The sequence below is a fragment of the Gimesia aquarii genome, from assembly GCF_007748175.1.
In the GTDB taxonomy this organism is placed as follows: Bacteria; Planctomycetota; Planctomycetia; order Planctomycetales; family Planctomycetaceae; genus Gimesia; species Gimesia aquarii_A.
The window spans coordinates 4149269-4167417 of record NZ_CP037422.1 but is presented as its reverse complement, the minus strand read 5'-3'; the positions used below and the strand labels follow the sequence as shown (position 1 = coordinate 4167417).

The window sequence follows — 18149 nt, the reverse complement described above, 5'->3', positions numbered from 1 at the left end:
GAAAACAGCATTTTAAACATAAATAACAAAAACATAGAGGGAGAGAAAAAATGCACTATTCCTACGAAGATATGGCCAAGATGATAGACCACTCACTGCTGAATCCGACATTGAATACTGATGACTTACAAAACGGTATTCAGTTAGCTCTGGCTTATGATGTTGCCAGTGTGTGCATTCTGCCTTATTACATGAAAGAGTGTGCCAATTTACTTTCTGGCAGTACTGTCAAAGCGTCTACAACCATTGGCTTTCCGCATGGCGGACATACAACGGCGATTAAGCGTGCAGAAGCAGAGCAGGCAGTTGCGGATGGCTGCGAAGAGTTGGATATGGTCGTTAATATTTCAAAGGTATTGAGTGGTGACAGGGACTACGTGAAACAGGATATTGCTGCCGTGATTGAAGTGGCACATGCCGCCGGTCAGAAAGTAAAAGTGATTTTCGAAAACTGTTACCTCGATGATACTCAGAAAATACGGCTGTGTGAGATTTGCACTGAATTAAACGCCGATTGGGTCAAAACCTCGACGGGGTACGGATCGGGGGGAGCCACTCACGAAGATCTTAAATTAATGAGAAAACATACTGGTCCCAATGTACAAGTGAAAGCAGCGGGAGGTGTTCGCGATCTGGATTCACTGTTGACTGTGCGTGAACTGGGTGTTACCCGATGTGGAGCCAGTCGCACAAGTGACATTCTGAACGAAGCCAGAACACGGCTGGGGCTACCTGTGATTGAAGTGACATCCACGGGCACGAGCTCTTATTAATCTTTGGGGCACTCATTTCATGATTTCAAAGGAGCGCTCACTTAACGGCTTCGCCAAACATCAGATTAACAGAAGAGCGCTGACTCGATTGTGATACCAGGGCCAAACCCGATTGCGACACATGGTAAAGTCGCTTCGCTCTGTTGAAGTTGTTTGATCAGGAATAAAATAGTGGAAGAGGACATATTGCCGAATTGTTCCAGGATCTGGTACGAAGGACTGAGATCCTCGCGGGTCAGGTTCATCGCTTGTTGAAAACTTTGTAATATCCGTGGCCCTCCGGGATGCGCTGCCCAGCTTTTGATATCTTCTGGTTGCAGCTGAAACTCACTTAGCCAGCGTTCCATCCAGGGACGTAGTTGCTTTTCGATCAAGGTGGGGAGCTCAGGAGAAAGCGTCATATCAAAACCGTGATTACCTACTCGCCAGGACATCATATTGCGGCTGCCTGCAATGATTTCTGTACCGCAGTCTCGCAGATGCCAGACACTGTCAGCCTTCTCGTTTTGACCTAACACTAATGCAGCAGCGCCATCAGCAAACAGGGCATTCGCAACGACCTGTTCCGCTTCCGCTTGATATTGATAATGCAGGCTACAGAGTTCGATTGAACAAAGTAGCACGCGGGCTAAAGGATCTTGTTTCGTAAATGCTTCTGCCACCCGCAGTCCATTAATGGCGGCGTGGCAACCCATGAAACCGATATGTGTACGCGGTGTATCAGCTTTCAACGGTAATGTAGTAACCAAATCAATATCAAAACCGGGAGCCACCATACCAGTACAGGAAACAGTGACGAGATGTGTGATCTCTTCTGATTGAACTCCCGCTTGTTCTAAAGCTTGTCGTGCCGCACTCAGGGCCAATTCGCTTGCATATTCTTCAAAGAAACGCATTCGCTCGGCAGTTCCCGGACCGTTATCTTCTGGTGATGTTAACGGGCGATAAAGTTTTTGGCGGTCCCGCAGGTCACCTTCTGACGAATTGAGGGTTACGCTAAAACGCCGCTTCACTTTTGTTTTTTTATACAAGATCGGCAGCAATCTTTTGAGTTGCTCGTCTTTGCCAACGTAATCAGCGGCAATCTGCCCACTGTCGGACTGCGAAAAATATGATTCGGGAACGGCGGTTCCTATTCCTAAAATAGTCGTCATTACATTTGCTTTTCCTGTAACTATGGTTGATTCAAGTGACGGATTACCGGAGTCGCAATCCACGGACAATATTTGAGAACATGAATCAATCCTCTCGCGAGTCGTGGTCGTTTCAAGACAAAGGCGCACCGTCGGCACCACCTCTGTCTATTTTGGATATGGTGTTGATGATATTGAATCCAATTCTCAACCACGGACTGATTCCCGTCTTTGACTCCGTCAAGGACTATCGGCACACAGGCGATAGCACTTGAAAGTCCCCAGCCCATTCCTTCGCCTGTAAACGGTTCGACATAGCCGGATGCATCTCCCAAAACGAGTATACGATCATCGGCTACGGGACTGGTTTTGCGTGTCAGCCTGGCAGTTCCTTGCCAATTCAGCCGTTCCACATCAACGGGCAATGTACAACCCGCTTCCTGCAATATCTGATGGACGATCGTTCCAAGCGGTCGTCCTTCTTTAAGGAAATCAGGGAGAATCGCTGCAGCCAGGTTTAATGTCTCTTCTTCAATGAGTACGGCTCCTACATAACCGGCACGACCTACGGCCATAAAAATGGTTCCTGCTTCGAGTGTTCCTGGCTTCAGTGCAACGACGGCCCCAGCACCGATGCAGGAATGCTTATCAACTGAGTTGGAGAATTCGGGGGTTCGATTTAAAAGTCGAGGATTCAAACCTTCACAGACCAGTACGATCTTACCACGGATTGTTGTGGGTATGGTATGTCGTGTGAGAACCACTTCTTGATACTCACTGGTGCAAGAACCCAGGCGGGCTTCTGCTTCTGGAAGAAAGTTCGACCCAGCAGAGATTGCTGAGCGAATCAGAAGGGCATCAAGTTGTGTGCGGCTTAAGGAAAGACTATTGGATAGAGGGAGCGTAACTGAATGCCCATTGATTCGGAGTTGAAATTCCGTTAAGGGGACAGCGCCCGCAGCGTAAACCTCTTCCAGTAACTCCGTCTGTTCCAAAATAGAGACGGCTCGTGCGTTGAGGCAGCAACCGCAGACTTTCCAGCGGGGAAATGATTGACGGTCTACGAGCAGAACATCCGCGCCTGCCAAAGTGAGTTGTCGTGCAGCCAGAGAACCAGTTGGACCCGCACCGATGATGACAACGTCCCACAATTTTTGGGCCGTATCCTGTGACTCGAGCGTTGCCGAAATGTGGTTTTCTAGGGAGACCGTTGCCATGTGAATACAAATCGTTCGGGCCAATGGCGGTTGATCTGACAGTGTGCCAGCCCCGCTTGTTCAGCCAGTTGTTGAATTTCAGCGAGAGTGAACGCCCCCGCTACTGAAAGTGGACCATCAACGTGTACTATCGGCGAACGTGATATCAACTGGGTTCCTGCCAGACAGAGCAGGTATCCCCACCGACTTCGAAGGAGATCCTGAGCCACTATTAAATGTCTGGCAGTCTCTGCCATGCGTTGCAATAATTTTACGATATCACTTTCTTGCAGATGATGTAAAAAAAGCGAACTGACGATGATATCCTGATCCGCAGGTAACGCTTCACTAAGTACGTCCATTTGTAGAAATTTCGAGTCCAGTTGTTCTCGATCCGCGCGCTGTCGGGCTGCTTCCAGAGCCACCGGGCTCAGATCACAGCCGGTGATTTTGAGTTCGATTCCTTTTGAACGAGCTTTCGTCTTCAGCCAGATTAGAAGATCCCCGCTTCCACATCCCAGATCCAGAACGGAAATCGAGGCTATTCGATTTTGCCGACAGTATTTCTCAATCGGTTGCCACAAAAGTCGATGTGTGCGCGACACTCGGTTGACTCGTGATAAACCTTCCAATGCCCGTTGGTGTATCTCTTCGTCCAATTTTGGATCGTCCATTAATTCCTGTTGCCGATTTCTTGTTTTCAAATTCGGCCAGAGGGAAATTTTTGTTGAAGCAGTCAGTAGAGCAGTCTTATCGGACATATCTATCTCAATCAGGATTTCGCTGTGTTCGAATGCATCACATTAGAACCAAATTTCTTTTCAGATAATGTATTCGACTTCACAATGAGAAGAACCGATTCTAAAAGTAAAGATTCTTAAGTTTGTTCATTTGATGCTCTGATGAATTGTTATAGGCAAATCATAATAATAGAGAAGTCTTTTGATGGTCTACGATTAGAAATTCCTTGATAATGATATGACTATTGGTACAATAAATCAGTAGCATTTTATACTTGAACTAACAAAATCGATGGTTTCTTTTATAAGAGAGCATCGATTTTTTTAGAGTCAGAACGATCTCACCTTTTTTCCCACCTTAATTACTGACCATTGGAAGATTGCTATGTTGCGCTCCTGCTCATTTTCCAGCTTGGGATTCATCCTGCTGCTGAATCCTGCTTTTGCTTCAGAACCATCGAAGAATGCAGAACCAACAAAGGCAGGTTTGCAGTTCTTTGAATCGAAAATCAGGCCGGTGCTTGTCAATGAATGTTATGAGTGCCATTCTGTTGAAGCTCAGAAAAATGAGAAACTCGAAGGCGAGTTATTGCTGGATTCAAAAACTGCGATGCTTAAAGGAGGCGACACGGGCCCCAGTATTATACCTGGAGACGCAAAGAACAGTTTGTTGATGGCGGCGATTCGACACGAGTCATTTGAGATGCCGCCCAAGAACAAATTGTCGAAGCAGGTGATTTCTGATTTTGAGAAGTGGATTCAAATGGGGGCTCCTGATCCACGGAGTGGTAAGGCGCTGGAAATACAAAAAAAAGAAATTGATATTGCCAAAGCACGTGAATTCTGGTCTTTCAAACCACTCAGCCAGGCTACGCCTCCGATTACAAAAAATAGAACGTGGGGTAAGACATCCGTTGATCAGTTTATCTTGTCAAGACAAGAAGCGAAGGGGATTACACCCAATGAACGGGCAAATCGACAAACTTTAATTCGACGGGTTTATTTTGACCTTTGGGGACTGCCTCCCGAGCCAAACGAAGTGGGACAGTTTGTCAACGATCAATCTCCTGATGCCTACGAAAAACTCATCGATCATTTGTTAGCCGGTCAACATTATGGCGAGCGTTGGGCCCGTCATTGGCTTGATGTTTCTCGATTTGCAGAAAGTAATGGGTATGCATTTGATAAAGATCGTCCTGCCGCTTATCACTTTCGCGATTTCGTGATTAAAGCTCTCAACGAAGATATGCCCTATGATCAATTTATCAAGCTGCAAATTGCCGGTGATCAGTTAGGTCCTACAGATTATATGTCACAAGCCGCCACCGGTTTTTTAGCCGCGGGTCCTTTTACCTCACAACAGACTCAAAAAGAACGCGAACGTAGTCGATACGAGCAGTTAGATGATGTAATTCACACCATCGGTACTGCAACGTTGGGGCTGACACTCGGCTGTGCTCGCTGTCACGATCATAAATTCGATCCTGTTTCCAGCCGCGATTATTATCGGATGATTGCGGCATTTGCCGAAACAGGGTTTCAAGACTACCAACATGATTGGAATCCGGAAAAATATAAAAAGGAAAAAGCAGCCTTTGATATTACCCATAAACCATTTATCGATGCGCGGCTCAAATATGAGAAAGGAACCCTGCCTTCAAAATTAGCAATCTGGCTGGAAAAAAGACCGACCGAATCCATTCAGCCAAGGCTCAGCGACTGGCATACCATTGGTCCCTTTACAGCAGCGAATTTTGAGAATGCTTTCAATCGAAGAAATGATCCTGAGAAAAAAGTGGATCTGAAGAAAACCTACTCAAAAGGGAAATTAAAGTGGACACCTCAGCCAACCTGGACTGATGGTAAAGTTCATAACACTCTAAAAGGAAATAATTCTGCCAATTATCTGTTTCGGACGATAGAAGTCCCTCAGGCAACTCCGCTCGATATTTCACTCGGTCGCGATGATGCGATTAAGGTCTGGTTGAATGGGAAGTCGGTGTTATCCAAAAAAGTAATGGGGGGCGCCGCCGCTGATCAGGATAAAGTCAAACTCGCACTGAAGGCTGGAAAAAACGAACTCCTGGTAAAAATTGTGAATGCCGCTGGTCCCTCCGGATTTTATTTTAAGGCGAAAGATACAACCCCTCCCAAAAAGATCCAAACGATTCTGGCTTTATCAGAAGCTGACCGCAATGAAAAGCAAAAACAGGAACTGCTGAAATGGTATGCTCCCTATGATGCGGGCTGGATCAAGCTCAATGATGCAGAGCAGGAAAATATGAAAAAGCATCCCAAGCGTGACCTGATGCCTGTGTTTGCCGCGCGAAAGGGAGGAGCCACTTACAATTTTGGAGCCGATACCCGCAAGGTCTATCATCTTGTACGGGGAAACTCCAATCGTAAAAATGGATTGGCAAAGCCTGGTTTTCTGAGAGTTTTGATGACAGCTGACACACAAGAAAAGCAGTGGATGCAGGAACAATCTGAAAAAGCGAAGCCACGTCATCCAAGAGTTGCTTTTGCGGATTGGTTGACAGATACCAAACATGGTGCAGGGCATCTTTTGGCGCGGGTTATGGTGAATCGATTATGGCATCATCATTTTGGACGAGGAATTGTTGGGACACCTAGCGATTTTGGGACACAAGGTTTTCGCCCTACGCATCCTGAGCTACTTGATTATCTGGCTTCGCAGCTTATTAAAGAAAATTGGAATCTCAAGCCCATTCATAAACTGTTGATGATGAGTTCCGTTTATCAGCAGTCAGGCCTTTCAATTGCAAGTGGCCTCAAGCATGATCCCGAAAACCGGCTATGGTGGAGGCGTCCTGCGATTCGAATGGATGCGGAAATCATTAGAGATAACCTCTTAGCCGTGGGGGGAACACTTGACAAAAAAATGTTCGGACCCGGGTCATTGAATCAGGAAGACAAACGACGAAGTGTTTACTTGAGAGTCAAACGAGATAAACTGATTCCAATATTACAACTATTTGATGCACCAGATGCAATTCAGAGTATCGGGAAACGGAATGTTACTACCGTGCCTCCTCAGGCACTGGCGATGATGAATTCGCCATTCATCCGTAAATTATCTGAAAATCTGGCAAGTCGAGTTCGCGCTGATGGTAAGAAAAGCCTGGAGCAAACAGTCAATGACGTTTATGCCATCAGCCTCTCAAGGCAACCGACTCCCAAAGAACAGCAACAGATGTTGCAGTTTATCCATTATCAGACAGAATCTTATGGCAAGAATCCCAAGGCAGGCGAATTAGCGGTCGCTGATTTTTGCCAGTTGATTATTTGTACAAATGAGTTTGTATTCGTTGATTAATTGAGAATCATCTATCACAAATCGAATATCAGAAAGCAGACGCTATGGGTGAGCAACCTTCAGGACTTACAGGTAGGGCTTTTGACTTTGAAGCTCGTAGATCGTTTCTTAAAAACGCAGGCTTGGGCTTTGGAAGTCTGGCACTGACGGGACTGTTGAAAGAGCAAGGTGTTCTTAATACTGCCGATGCTGCTAATACGGCGGTCTTGCAGGCAAAACGACCTCATTTTGCACCGAAAGCGAAATCCATTATATGGTTGTTTATGCCGGGCAGTCCTTCTCAGGTCGATACCTTTGACTATAAACCGATGTTGCAGAAAAGGCACGGCGAAAAACTGGAGGGAGCAGACCCGAAAACAGGTTTCTTTACCACTAGCGGCAAGCTATTGAAATCACCTTTCAAGTTTAAACAGCATGGTGAGTCGGGTGCATGGGTTTCTGAAATCTTTCCCAATATTGCCAATCATGTCGACGATATATCATTTATTTATTCGTGTTTTTCTCGGTCTAACAACCACACGCCAGCGATGTTAGAGATGAATTCGGGTGCGTTTCTGCAAGGGCGACCCTGTATGGGGTCTTGGGTGACTTATGGGCTGGGAACAGAGAATTCAAACCTTCCCGGTTTTGTGGTCATGCATGGCGCGATGCCCCGGGGTGGGAATCCGATTTGGGCGCCTGGATTTTTACCAAAGAAGTATCAGCCAACGTCGATTGATGGCAGGAGTACCGTGCCCATATCAAATTTGTCTCGTCTTAAAACGATGACCGACAAACAACAAAGAAAGCAACTGGATTTATTGAGGCAGATGAATGCAAAGCATCAGGAATTAAGGCCGCACGAAGCAGACTTAGCAGCGCGTTTGGAATCCTTTGAGCTTGCCTATCGCATGCAGACCGCCGCACCTGAAGCATTGAGTGTGCAAGATGAATCGCAGACGATTCAAAAAATGTATGGAGTTGATCAAAGAGAAACCGAGCTTGTTGCGAAACAGTGTATCACTGCGCGGCGGATGGTTGAGCGGGGAGTTCGATTTATTCAGATCTATGCCGGCACCAATGGTGGTGGAGGTGGTGTTGCTGATGTACCGTGGGACGGGCATAGTGATATTAATGCCAATCATCGTATCGCTGCGAAATCGGTTGATCAGCCGATCGGTGCGCTTCTGGCAGACTTGAAAGCGCGTGGACTTTTAGATTCAACACTTGTGGTTTGGGGGGGCGAATTCGGAAGAACCTCTGACTCTCAAGGCAGTAACGGTCGAGATCATAATCCGAATGCGTTCACAATGTGGATGGCAGGCGGCGGTATTAAAGGTGGTGTCCAATATGGTGCCAGTGATGATTATGGTTACAAGGCCGTTCAAAATCGTGTGGGTGTGAATGATCTGCATGCGACGTTGTTGCATCTCATGGGCATCGATCATATGAAATTGACCTATCGGTTCAATGGTCGCGATTATCGCCTCACTGACCTGGGGGGAGAGCTCATCAAAGAAATAATGGTTTGATTCTCAGTCTGGTGATTCACCGAAATTCGTCAAAGTTCGCATAAGAGCAATTGAGGCCACCGCTTCTTCACTAACAACGCGGTCAGCGCCTGCTTGTTTGAGTTTTTCAACATTGGTTTGATAACGACAGCGCACAATGAGTTTCCCGGTTCGATTTAATCTGCGGATTGCACGTACAATTCGTATTGCCGTCTCATCGTCGGGGACACAGACGGCTGTTAATACGGAATCACTGACTCCAGCAAGCTCTAACGTGCTGCTTTGCGTCGCGTCGCCTGCCACAGTGCGAAATCCTTCCTGGGCGAAAGGGTGCAGATTGATCGAACTAAAGTCGATCAGGCAGACATCGTTTCCCTTGATCTCAAGTTGGGAAGCAAGCTGACGCCCGATTGGCCCAGCTCCAATGATAGTTGCCCGTGTACTTTCAGGTGATACTGTATCGAGTATATGTTCGTTTTCATTTTCTGCGTCTTCTGAGTGCACGAATCGCAAGCCAAATCTCATCAAAGGTGGTGTCACAATCAGAGAGCCAAAAGCAATCGCAACCACATTTTGATAGTCGACGTTCGTTAATACTCCCGATTCTAAACCAAGCAGCACCAGAACAAATGCAAATTCACCGACATGCGCTAATCCAATCCCCATTCCGAATGCCTGGCGAATTGGCAGACCGGTTAGCTTTAGTGCGATTGTCCCTGCAACTGTTTTGATGATGATGACACCGACTAAGACCAGGAGCATCTCCACGGGTTTTTCCAGGATCAGACGTGGATCGAAAATGAGTCCCAGGCCGACAAAGAATATGGCAGCAAAAGTCTCCCGGAAGGGTAATACGAGAGCATCAATCTGTTTGGTCCAACGGTTACCGTTGAAGATTAAGCCGGCAGCAAATGCACCTACGGCTGGAGGGAGTCCGACTGAGTAGGCCGCAAGGGTCACTGCGCCCAGTGACACGACAGTAAACAGAATTACTAGTTCGGGGCTACGATATCTGGCAAACATCGGGATCACCCATTTCGAGAGCAGGTATCTCAGTACTGCAACTGCGACAACAAATAAGATTGACGTCAAGGCCAGCATGATATAATCAGTCAGTCTTGCTGCTTGCCCCGTTCCAGTTAACAGAGGGACAAGAAGTAAGAGCGGAATCAATGCTGCATCTTGGAACAAAAGGATGCCGATGGCGCGCCGACCATGTGATTGTTCAGAATGTCCCCGTTCGGAAAGGGCTTTGAATACAAGCACAGTTGAACTAAACGTGACTGCCGCTGCGATGAGTACTGCCGATTGCCAGCTGATGCTTAACCAAAGCAATACGGCGGCGACTGGAATCGCGACCAGAGTCATTTGAACCGCACCACCAATGATCAACTTGAATCCGAGTCGTTTTAAATCATCGAGATGAAATTCGAGGCCGATCGAAAATAATAGTAGAAAAACACCTGCTTCTGCGAAGTGCTCTAACTGATGGTTTTTATCCAATACCCAGCCAAGCACACCTTGTCCCAGTAGCGCACCTGCAATCAGGTAACCAATTAATACAGATGCCCGCAACCATCGACATACTAAACTTGCAATGAGCCCTGCCGCCAAAATAGTAAGCAGGTCGTATATTAGCGATTGCGTCATGCGTTTCCGATACTGTCTGAAAAATAGATTGTAGAATCATGGTTCTCACAGACCTATTATCCATTCGTTTGCATTTTTTCTGCAATACTATTAATGGAAATTGGCCGCCTCGAGTAGTAATGAACCGCCTGCACCAAGTGTAATGTTAAACCGATTTCATTTGGTGCTGGCGTATTCTATTACCGATAAGGCGACCAGGTAAAGGGAGTGTTCTGCTTAAGTGACTTCAGATTGATTCATGAACCTCTTTTTGGGTTCGGTCAAACTGCTGAGTCCGTTCCAATGCGCGAGCGACGGTACGACTGGCTCGTTCGGCAATTCCTGAAACACAAGTAGCGACGTCCTCAGCTTTTTCGTTGATCACAACATCACTTGCCCGGTGAAGAGAAATACAAATGCGACAAGCTTTATCAACACCACCCCGTGGTCCATTTTCGTCAACGATGACAAGGTCAATTTTTTTAATCGATGATTCGAATCTTGACAACGCAAAATCTAACCGACGTTCACAGAGTTCTCTGAGATCTTTATTCAATAGTTTATTACGATCCGTGATGGATATGTGCATGGTGAATCCTCTCAAATTAGTAACGAAGTTGTGGGGTAGATTTCCTAGTGTGGCTACCCTTAGTATGGACTTACTCAATATTATGTTGGTTTAATTTGTATCATTTTTATGAGATTGTTTACCAAATAAAGTCAGCTCAATCTCTTCCCAGTTTCCATCTTCTGTGTATTGAAATTGGGATTCACTGTCCAATGCAATCAGGTGCAGCCAACCACCACTGAGTAGGTTAGCAATCATTTGATGCTTCTTGATCACTGTTTCAATCATTTCTCTCGGAGCAGCAATCAAAACCTGCAATCGCATGGGTAAATGCTGGTAGTCTTCACCAGAGTGTAGAGATTGCCAAGGTAAACCTGTCATCAGGTCGCCGCTATTGCCAGAAAGAATTCCGAAACCTCCTACCACGTTATGCAACGTTTTATTTCCACTTCCGAAATGATGGTTATCCACAGTGGAGGCGTAGTACTGCATATTGATCCAATGGGCCACAATCATGGGTGCGGTCATAATGTTTTCCAGGACTTCACCTTCAGGGTCAGTCTGGTGGTTGTAACTATGTAAGAAGGAACGACCATCCAGATCAATTTCTTTGGTCAGGGAGCGCGGGGCAACGATAAATGCGGCGTTACCTGCCAATCCCCACTCAGGTCGTACTTCGGACCAATCGCCGGCTCTGCGCAAAAGATCCGCCAATGATTGACTCCCAATCGATGGCATTCGTTCAACCTGAGTTTGCTCAGTCGCACTTTGAGAGTAATTCTGCAATTCCTGCAGGTCTGCTTGATGTGATTCGGGAACCATTTCCAGGTCAAAAAGCTCAATTTTGTCGGTCGTCGTATTATGCAAGCCACCCAGAAAGTAAGTGTCTTCGGGGATATGAATGTTTCGATCAGCTAAAGCCTGTCGAATTTCAAGATGATTGAGAAGCATTGCTGCCAATCTTGCATTGGGCTCACCAGAGTGTCCACCGCAGGCACCACAATCCAGACCAGCTTTCAAAGGATTATTTTCTGTCTGGCTGGCATGTCCACAGAACGCCACAAGCCTTGCAAAATTTTCAGTTAATCCCAGATTCTTCAACATGGATTCAGCAAGATCAATTTGATCTGATGTCGAGATACCTTGTTGATTGAGACTTTTCAAAGTGGGCTTTAGATGCTCATGGTTTGCTTTGCGAATTCCATCGTATCCTGCATTCGTTTTTGAATCGGTAACGTTGACAGTTCGACCTAAAAGTTTAAACCCATAAAACAGACCCGTCGTTTCCACAAAAGAGAAGCAACCCACAGCTGAAGTTTGCAGACTTTTCCATAGCTTTCGAAACGATCTGATCAAACTACGTTCCTGGAGTGTCTTCGACAGCGAGGATTCATCTTTTGTGTGCAATTCTTCATGTAGTTGGAACTGTGGTTTTAATAGTACCGGTACATGGCTATCCCCAGATTGCTCTCCGAGCCGTACGAATTCAATTGGTAAACCAAAGAAACCTGCAAATCCGAAAGTCTCAACTCGATTCGAAAGAGACTCTATTTGCCGACGAATTCGTTCCGATCGGACGTCGATACAGAAGACCATTTGTGCTAATTTTCGTTTCGAATCATTTGTGTCTGAATCGACGGATTCTGATCCATTTTGTTGTTTTTGATTTTTTTGTGACTTTGTAGGAATGGAATTTAACAGTCGATTTCGATATCCAATTTCGCTGGCTCGCAGGAGTGTATATCGCAGTAATTCATCGTCTCCAGCGTGGTGTGGAAACTTGAATGAAACAGGTTCGCCACTCGCATAGGAGGTCCAGTTCACATTGAATGAAAAAGATTTTGCCAATGCAGCATCATAGGCAAGACGCATTGCCAGTAAGCCAGCCAGGTCATTCCCAAATTCTGCACTCTGTTCGCTTTGCTCTGATTGATATTTGGCCCACGCACTCCAGCCAGGAATCGTGAATGCCTGACAAAGCAGGAACGTTTCCCAAAGCTCGGGTAGAACATTCAGGCTCTGCAATGAGTAAATAATTGATGCTTCAGCAGTCTGTGGTAGCTGTGAGACATAGCTTCGGAATCCCTTGAGGCCGAGTACCTCAACACTTCGATCATGTAAAGCCGCTGACCGCCAGGATTCATATAATGATAAATGACTCCAGGGACTCGACCAAACTGCTTGTCCTTCATCATAATGCATGGAACAGTATTTCGAGACTTCATCACAAATCGTTGCGGTCCAGTTACCACTTAATGTTTTATCATAAAACTCGGATAGAGTTCGAATACGACGATCGTTGTTGGGAACGTTGGCAGCTTCACTCGATTCATGAGCAAGGCCACCGATTTGCTTGAGCATTTCTTCAATTTCAGTCACGGAATTGAGGTGACCGTTGCCAATTCCATCGACTTTTAATTCTACCAGAGCCGCTTCGATATGATTCCTGTTAAACTGACCTTGCTGAAATTCATTCGCATAATGTTGCAAGGGCATGAGAGTTTCGCAGTCTGAAAAGACCCGCAAAAAATTTCGTGCATTTAAAAAAGAACGTTCTGAAATTCCACTGTAAGGATTGACGGCTACATAATCATTAAGTGGCCAGACAGGAGCGATCACTTCGTTGACTTGCTTGAGAACTTCAGCAACTTGTTCAATGATATGAAGTTGTTCTACTGCTTGTTTTTCTAAAGTGCCCGAAGAGGGCAAAGGCAGCAAAGTGGATTCTGCTTGTGAGATCATCTTAATAATCCTTATTTGATTTCTGCGAGTTTGAGTTGTGATTGGCTATGCAAACCAGAAGGAGAGATTATTCTTTGGCGAGCGTTCCAAATTTATGACGTAACCAGGGCTCGATATAAAAGCCGTTTGATGCGTGGACATAGAAAATGTTGAGCCATTTGAAATTCGTGGGACTAACCACAATTTTAGTCAGCATAAACATGCCGCCGAATCCAAACAGTACGACTGATGCGATGAGCCAGGTGATCGTGGATGTCTGAACTGTCGGCAGACTGGGAGCAACGATTTTATCGACAGAGAGAAAACCGATGCAGTAAGCAAAACAGAGGAGTACCCCTGTTACCGAAGTTCGAATGAAGAGTTGGCGACTGGCAGATTGCAGTGATTGTCCGATCCAGCTGATTAAAGCCAGACACAGCACAAATCCGAGCAAAATCCCACCTGGTTTTGTTGTGGGGTTGATGCCAAAGAGAGACGATATCAAAAGGAACATGCACACAACAACGACGCTCAGCATACCCAGCTTTGACCAGGATACCTGGTGTAATTCACGTTTTTCTCCAATGATTTTAATGGCCTGATTTTGTTCCAGTACACTACCACTACTCAAGAAGGCATGAGCTTTGTAAAGTGAATGGGCAAGAATGTGTAACATCGCTGCAGAAAATGCGCCCAAACCACATTGCAGCATCATGAACCCCATTTGAGCTATCGTCGAATAAGTCAGCGATTTTTTCACGCTGGTTTGTGTTAACATGATGAGTGCTGCGAAACATGCAGTAAAGGCACCGACAATCGCTAATGTAGTTAAAGCTGTAGGGGTCAATGATACAAGCGGGCTGGTTCGAATAATGAGATAGCCTCCTGCATTCACGATTCCCGCATGCATTAAAGCCGAAACGGGAGTCGGTGTTTCCATGGTCTGAGGTAACCAGATATGGAAAGGGAACTGGGCAGATTTGGCAATGGCACCAAAAACTAAAAACCACCCAGCCCAAATCACTTGTGGTGAGATTTGATCTGCTTGTGAGCTGATCGCTGCGAAGATTTCAGAAAAATTGAGTGTTTGAAATTCTACGTAAATCAGAATGAGTGCCGCTGCTAATGCAGCATCACCAATTCGACTGACTGTGAATTTGGTCCAAGCAGCACGTTGCGCGGCCGGTCGATTCTTATAAAACACAAGCAAGTGATGCAGACCCAGACTGGCCATAATCCAGGCAAGCACAAACAAGAGTAAATTTCCTGAGATAGCCATGAAGGAAACGGCGCCGACTGTAAAGCCTGTCCAACGGAAATAAGTTCCTTGAGCTGCTTCACCATCGAGATAACGAACTGAGAATCGGCAAATGACCCACCCAATGAAGCTCACTAGAGCAAACATCAATCCTGAAATACCATCATAAAAAATGAGATGTGTTCCAGACGATTGAATCACACTATTAAATGGTTGTATGTTTGTGTTCAGTGTCATCTGCACGACATAAAAAGCCATAATGACAAACGCCATTACAAATTGGGTTCCGGCAATCCCTGTAATCAGTTGGCGAATCTGACGTGCCTTGGCATTGGCCCAGTCGGCGGGGATCAATACAGATAATAGCATTAGAAATGCAGGTAAAGCCAAAATGGCACTCAAATCACTCATTATAGGTGTACTCCTTTTAGTTATTTATGATTCGTGAAATATAAAGCATGAAAAATTTGTCGTCAATTATGTTTCGTGTATATTTTGGGAATTCTTGAGAAAAAATTCGATTCAAGCCAAAATTGAGGACAAAATAATGCTGTAGTCAAAAGATTTATGTTTCACGAATCGATATTCATGTATAATTCGCCTGAAATCACTCGATTTATTGTGAGGCTGACGAATAAATTAAGATCGTGTTAAGAATTACCGCAAAGTGATGCCACCAAACGAGGATATGATGGGTAAGTCATCGAAGACGAAAAAACAAAGTGACCATAAAAAAATTTCAGGTTCCAAAGAGACAGATTCGAAAGTAAATCAACAGGCTGATACAGCGGCCAAATCTGCCGAAGCACCTGGGAATCGCTGGACATTTCTCACGAATCATGCACACGTTCTTATTTTGTTGCATCGAGAACCGGAGATCGTGTTACGACAAGTTGCTGTCCAGGTTGGCATCACAGAACGAGCCGTTCAAAGGATTATTCAAGATCTGGAAGAAGAGGGATTTATTCACCGCGAGAAGGTGGGGCGTCAAAATCGGTATGAAGTTCTAACCGATCAGCCACTAAGGCATTCCATCGAAAAACATAAAAAAATTGGAGAGCTACTCGAGCTTGTCTCTGAATGAACTCACTGGTAATTCTTCACTATTGAAGCGCATATTCGATCCGCTCCAGCATTGAGCGGCTCTAATCAGACAGTGTTGACACGTAGATAGAGTCTACATATCTTCAATGTATGGACTGGCTCAATTATCATCACTTGTATTACTTCTGGTTAGTGGCGCGTGAGGGAAGTATCGCGCGTGCTGCCAAACTGTTACATTTGGCCCATCCGACCATCAGCAAACAGCTCCAACAGTTGGAAGCTTCCTTTAGTGAGAAACTCTTTGACCGTGCCGGTCGAAATTTGGTGCTGACAGAATTTGGGCACACGGTTTTTCGCTATGCAGAAGAGATCTTTTCTGTCGGCCGTGAATTGCAAGATGCGGTACGCAAGAAGTCAGGCAGTCGACCCGCTCGGTTCGAAGTGGGGATTGTCGAAGTTTTACCGAAGCTTGTTGCTCATCGTTTACTCGAACCTGCATTCCAACTGGAAGAAGACGTGCACATCGTCTGCCGCCAGGGTAAGCATGATGAATTGCTGGCCGAACTAGCAGTCCATCGTCTGGATCTCATGTTTTCTGATGCACCTGTCAGTCCAACAGCAAGTGTGAAAGCATTTAATCATTTGCTGGGAGAGTCTGGGTTATCTTTTTTTGCGACGTCTCAATTTGCCTCAATCTATCGCCAGAACTTTCCCAATTCTCTGAATGCGGCACCGCTCTTATTACCAGCAGACAAAACCGCAGTACGTCGCGATCTGGAGCAGTGGTTTTATACAGAAGGTCTTCGACCGCGAATCGTGGGTGAGTTTGAAGATACCGCTTTGATGAACGTCTTCGGTCAGGACGGAGTTGGCATATTCTCTGCGCCCACGATGATTGAAAAAGAGATTTGTCATCAGTACAAAGTACGCGTTGTTGGCCGCACTGATGCAGTCTGCGAACGCTATTATGCAATTTCTGTTGAACGTCGTATAAAACACCCGGCAGTACTTGCGATTTGTGAAGACAACAGTTCGCTCTAAGTTTCGTACGATCAATTCGTATCAGAAGTAAGCATTCTCGAATCTACCGAGAGAAAGGCTAAATGTAATCGTCGAGTAACCGGTAGCTGAGCAGACAACCAACACTGCCAAGCTGAACTAACTCATCACTTTGGTTTACGACTTCGATTGTGCTATCGAATTCTTCTGCCAGACTGACCATTTTCTCTTTAATATCAACCTTGCGAAACGTCCGTGAACCACATTCAGGGCATGATTCGGGTTGTACGGAATCAAGATCGAGATTAAAGCATTGATTGCATAACCAAACCATCCCTGGTTGATAATCTTTATGCAAAACCAGAACATCCACTTGCCCAAGGCACAACGCGCGATAGCTGGGGCCGGTTCCTGCGACTGCCAATCCACCTGTGCGGAGTTGACTGAGCAAATCCCTAACTTTTGCTCGCGATTCCTGTTCTTCCGCTTCGACAAAAGCGGCAAGTGTACTCTCCACAACATCTTTCAGAGGTGTAGAACCGGATGCAGTCACGCTATCAATTACACGTTCCATTAAGTGTTTAGGCAGTTCATTTTTTATTTGAGACACGACATTCGTATTTCCTGCAAGAATTAAGTGCGAATAATCACCTGCCACCATCAACTTATCAAGTAATGCAATCGATTCTTTGAGAAACTTGCGTTTGCGTTCCTTCAAATATCTTTGAAAATGTGCTTTGGTCCATTCGCGTCCGACTCGCTTACGCAACTCTGGTCTTTCGTTCCACATTTGTGCTGTGATACTTCCCAGATTCACTTGCAGTATGCGGACACTTTCTTCGGTGGCAATCATCACGATGTAGCGATGATAGGTATCTTTCAGTTCGATTAAGTGGTAAATATTAGGAACATTGTCAACAGCGATCCAATTTGGGAGTGGGACCCGGAATTGCATTGGTAGGAAAAAAGGCTCCTTACCGGATCGACAGAAAATTGCAATCCCTTGTGCATCCGGTAATAATTCCGTATCGAGATATCGCTGGATTTGAGCGAGAGCCGTATCAAAGTCTTCTCGTTCAGAACCACTCAATCTGTGTTGTAGGGTTCGTATTCGTTCAACAAAAATATTTCTGTCTTTAAGACGCCTGTTGACCAGCGACTGATAGCAACTGATGACTGGAGCCTCTGTAGCAGAGAGCGAAATTAAACTACGAATATGTTGATTTAAGTTCTTAAGTTCCATGATAAGCGCTCCTGGTTC

General features: G+C 45.6%; 13 protein-coding genes. 5 read left to right on the top strand and 8 right to left on the bottom strand.

Going from position 1 to position 18149, the window contains the following annotated elements:
* Nucleotides 1-50: 50 nt before the first annotated feature.
* Nucleotides 51-773 (top strand): deoxyribose-phosphate aldolase, encoded by a 723-nt coding sequence (deoC, locus tag V202x_RS15825; RefSeq protein WP_145176863.1) that lies wholly within the window; start codon nucleotides 51-53, stop codon nucleotides 771-773.
* A gap of 65 nt (nucleotides 774-838) precedes the next feature.
* Here deoC and V202x_RS15820 read toward each other — a convergent pair whose 3' ends face one another.
* Genes V202x_RS15820 through V202x_RS15810 form a run of 3 tightly spaced genes read right to left on the bottom strand, consistent with a single transcriptional unit; the run spans nucleotide 839 to nucleotide 3863 of the window.
* The gene (locus tag V202x_RS15820) at nucleotides 839-1927 is read right to left on the bottom strand and encodes a type III polyketide synthase (protein ID WP_145176859.1); all 1089 of its coding nucleotides are present in this window, start codon (nucleotides 1925-1927) and stop codon (nucleotides 839-841) included.
* 20 nt (nucleotides 1928-1947) lie between these two features.
* The gene (locus tag V202x_RS15815; protein ID WP_145176856.1) at nucleotides 1948-3123 is read right to left on the bottom strand and encodes an NAD(P)/FAD-dependent oxidoreductase; all 1176 of its coding nucleotides are present in this window, start codon (nucleotides 3121-3123) and stop codon (nucleotides 1948-1950) included.
* Complete coding sequence (locus V202x_RS15810; protein WP_145176853.1) at nucleotides 3105-3863, bottom strand: methyltransferase domain-containing protein; 759 nt, start codon at nucleotides 3861-3863, stop codon at nucleotides 3105-3107. Before V202x_RS15810 ends, V202x_RS15815 begins: the two co-directional genes overlap by 19 nt.
* A 364-nt stretch (nucleotides 3864-4227) precedes the next feature.
* On the opposite strand from V202x_RS15810, the gene V202x_RS15805 reads away from it, so the two are divergent.
* Together V202x_RS15805 and V202x_RS15800 are read left to right on the top strand one after the other, a co-directional pair.
* The gene (locus V202x_RS15805) at nucleotides 4228-7179 is read left to right on the top strand and encodes a PSD1 and planctomycete cytochrome C domain-containing protein (protein ID WP_145176850.1); all 2952 of its coding nucleotides are present in this window, start codon (nucleotides 4228-4230) and stop codon (nucleotides 7177-7179) included.
* 44 nt (nucleotides 7180-7223) lie between these two features.
* Nucleotides 7224-8690: a DUF1501 domain-containing protein gene (locus V202x_RS15800; RefSeq protein WP_145176847.1), complete on the top strand. Its 1467-nt coding sequence runs from the start codon at nucleotides 7224-7226 to the stop codon at nucleotides 8688-8690.
* 3 nt (nucleotides 8691-8693) lie between these two features.
* On the opposite strand, the gene V202x_RS15795 is transcribed toward V202x_RS15800, so the two are convergent.
* The 4 genes from V202x_RS15795 to V202x_RS15780 form a co-directional block, all read right to left on the bottom strand.
* Nucleotides 8694-10319 carry a cation:proton antiporter gene (locus V202x_RS15795; protein WP_145176844.1) on the bottom strand — a complete coding sequence of 542 codons (1626 nt, stop codon included), beginning with the start codon at nucleotides 10317-10319 and terminating at the stop codon, nucleotides 8694-8696.
* A 226-nt stretch (nucleotides 10320-10545) separates the two neighbouring features.
* A complete protein-coding gene (locus V202x_RS15790) occupies nucleotides 10546-10887 on the bottom strand; it encodes an HPF/RaiA family ribosome-associated protein (protein ID WP_145176841.1) in 342 nt (113 codons plus the stop codon).
* A 90-nt stretch (nucleotides 10888-10977) separates the two neighbouring features.
* Complete coding sequence (locus V202x_RS15785) at nucleotides 10978-13608, bottom strand: DUF2309 domain-containing protein (protein ID WP_145176838.1); 2631 nt, start codon at nucleotides 13606-13608, stop codon at nucleotides 10978-10980.
* 67 nt (nucleotides 13609-13675) lie between these two features.
* The gene (locus tag V202x_RS15780) at nucleotides 13676-15256 is read right to left on the bottom strand and encodes a proton-conducting transporter membrane subunit (RefSeq protein WP_145176835.1); all 1581 of its coding nucleotides are present in this window, start codon (nucleotides 15254-15256) and stop codon (nucleotides 13676-13678) included.
* Nucleotides 15257-15515: 259 nt separating this feature from the next.
* Here V202x_RS15780 and V202x_RS15775 point away from each other — a divergent pair, with 259 nt between their 5' ends.
* Nucleotides 15516-15929 (top strand): helix-turn-helix transcriptional regulator, encoded by a 414-nt coding sequence (locus V202x_RS15775; protein ID WP_232099017.1) that lies wholly within the window; start codon nucleotides 15516-15518, stop codon nucleotides 15927-15929.
* Nucleotides 15930-16039: 110 nt separating this feature from the next.
* On the top strand, nucleotides 16040-16930 hold the full coding sequence (nhaR, locus tag V202x_RS15770) for a transcriptional activator NhaR (protein WP_145176832.1): 891 nt from the start codon (nucleotides 16040-16042) through the stop codon (nucleotides 16928-16930).
* A gap of 58 nt (nucleotides 16931-16988) precedes the next feature.
* Here nhaR and V202x_RS15765 read toward each other — a convergent pair whose 3' ends face one another.
* Nucleotides 16989-18131, bottom strand: a complete 1143-nt coding sequence (locus V202x_RS15765; RefSeq protein WP_145176829.1) for a hypothetical protein — start codon at nucleotides 18129-18131, stop codon at nucleotides 16989-16991.
* Nucleotides 18132-18149 lie beyond the last annotated feature (18 nt).

Excerpts from the sequence above, each read along its gene's own strand:
- deoC (WP_145176863.1), top strand. The coding sequence starts at position 51 with ATGCACTATTCCTACGAAGATATGGCCAAGATGATAGACCACTCACTG.
- V202x_RS15820 (WP_145176859.1), bottom strand. The coding sequence starts at position 1,927 with ATGACGACTATTTTAGGAATAGGAACCGCCGTTCCCGAATCATATTTT.
- V202x_RS15815 (WP_145176856.1), bottom strand. The coding sequence starts at position 3,123 with ATGGCAACGGTCTCCCTAGAAAACCACATTTCGGCAACGCTCGAGTCA.
- V202x_RS15810 (WP_145176853.1), bottom strand. The coding sequence starts at position 3,863 with ATGTCCGATAAGACTGCTCTACTGACTGCTTCAACAAAAATTTCCCTC.
- V202x_RS15805 (WP_145176850.1), top strand. The coding sequence starts at position 4,228 with ATGTTGCGCTCCTGCTCATTTTCCAGCTTGGGATTCATCCTGCTGCTG.
- V202x_RS15800 (WP_145176847.1), top strand. The coding sequence starts at position 7,224 with ATGGGTGAGCAACCTTCAGGACTTACAGGTAGGGCTTTTGACTTTGAA.
- V202x_RS15795 (WP_145176844.1), bottom strand. The coding sequence starts at position 10,319 with ATGACGCAATCGCTAATATACGACCTGCTTACTATTTTGGCGGCAGGG.
- V202x_RS15790 (WP_145176841.1), bottom strand. The coding sequence starts at position 10,887 with ATGCACATATCCATCACGGATCGTAATAAACTATTGAATAAAGATCTC.
- V202x_RS15785 (WP_145176838.1), bottom strand. The coding sequence starts at position 13,608 with ATGATCTCACAAGCAGAATCCACTTTGCTGCCTTTGCCCTCTTCGGGC.
- V202x_RS15780 (WP_145176835.1), bottom strand. The coding sequence starts at position 15,256 with ATGAGTGATTTGAGTGCCATTTTGGCTTTACCTGCATTTCTAATGCTA.
- V202x_RS15775 (WP_232099017.1), top strand. The coding sequence starts at position 15,516 with ATGCCACCAAACGAGGATATGATGGGTAAGTCATCGAAGACGAAAAAA.
- nhaR (WP_145176832.1), top strand. The coding sequence starts at position 16,040 with ATGGACTGGCTCAATTATCATCACTTGTATTACTTCTGGTTAGTGGCG.
- V202x_RS15765 (WP_145176829.1), bottom strand. The coding sequence starts at position 18,131 with ATGGAACTTAAGAACTTAAATCAACATATTCGTAGTTTAATTTCGCTC.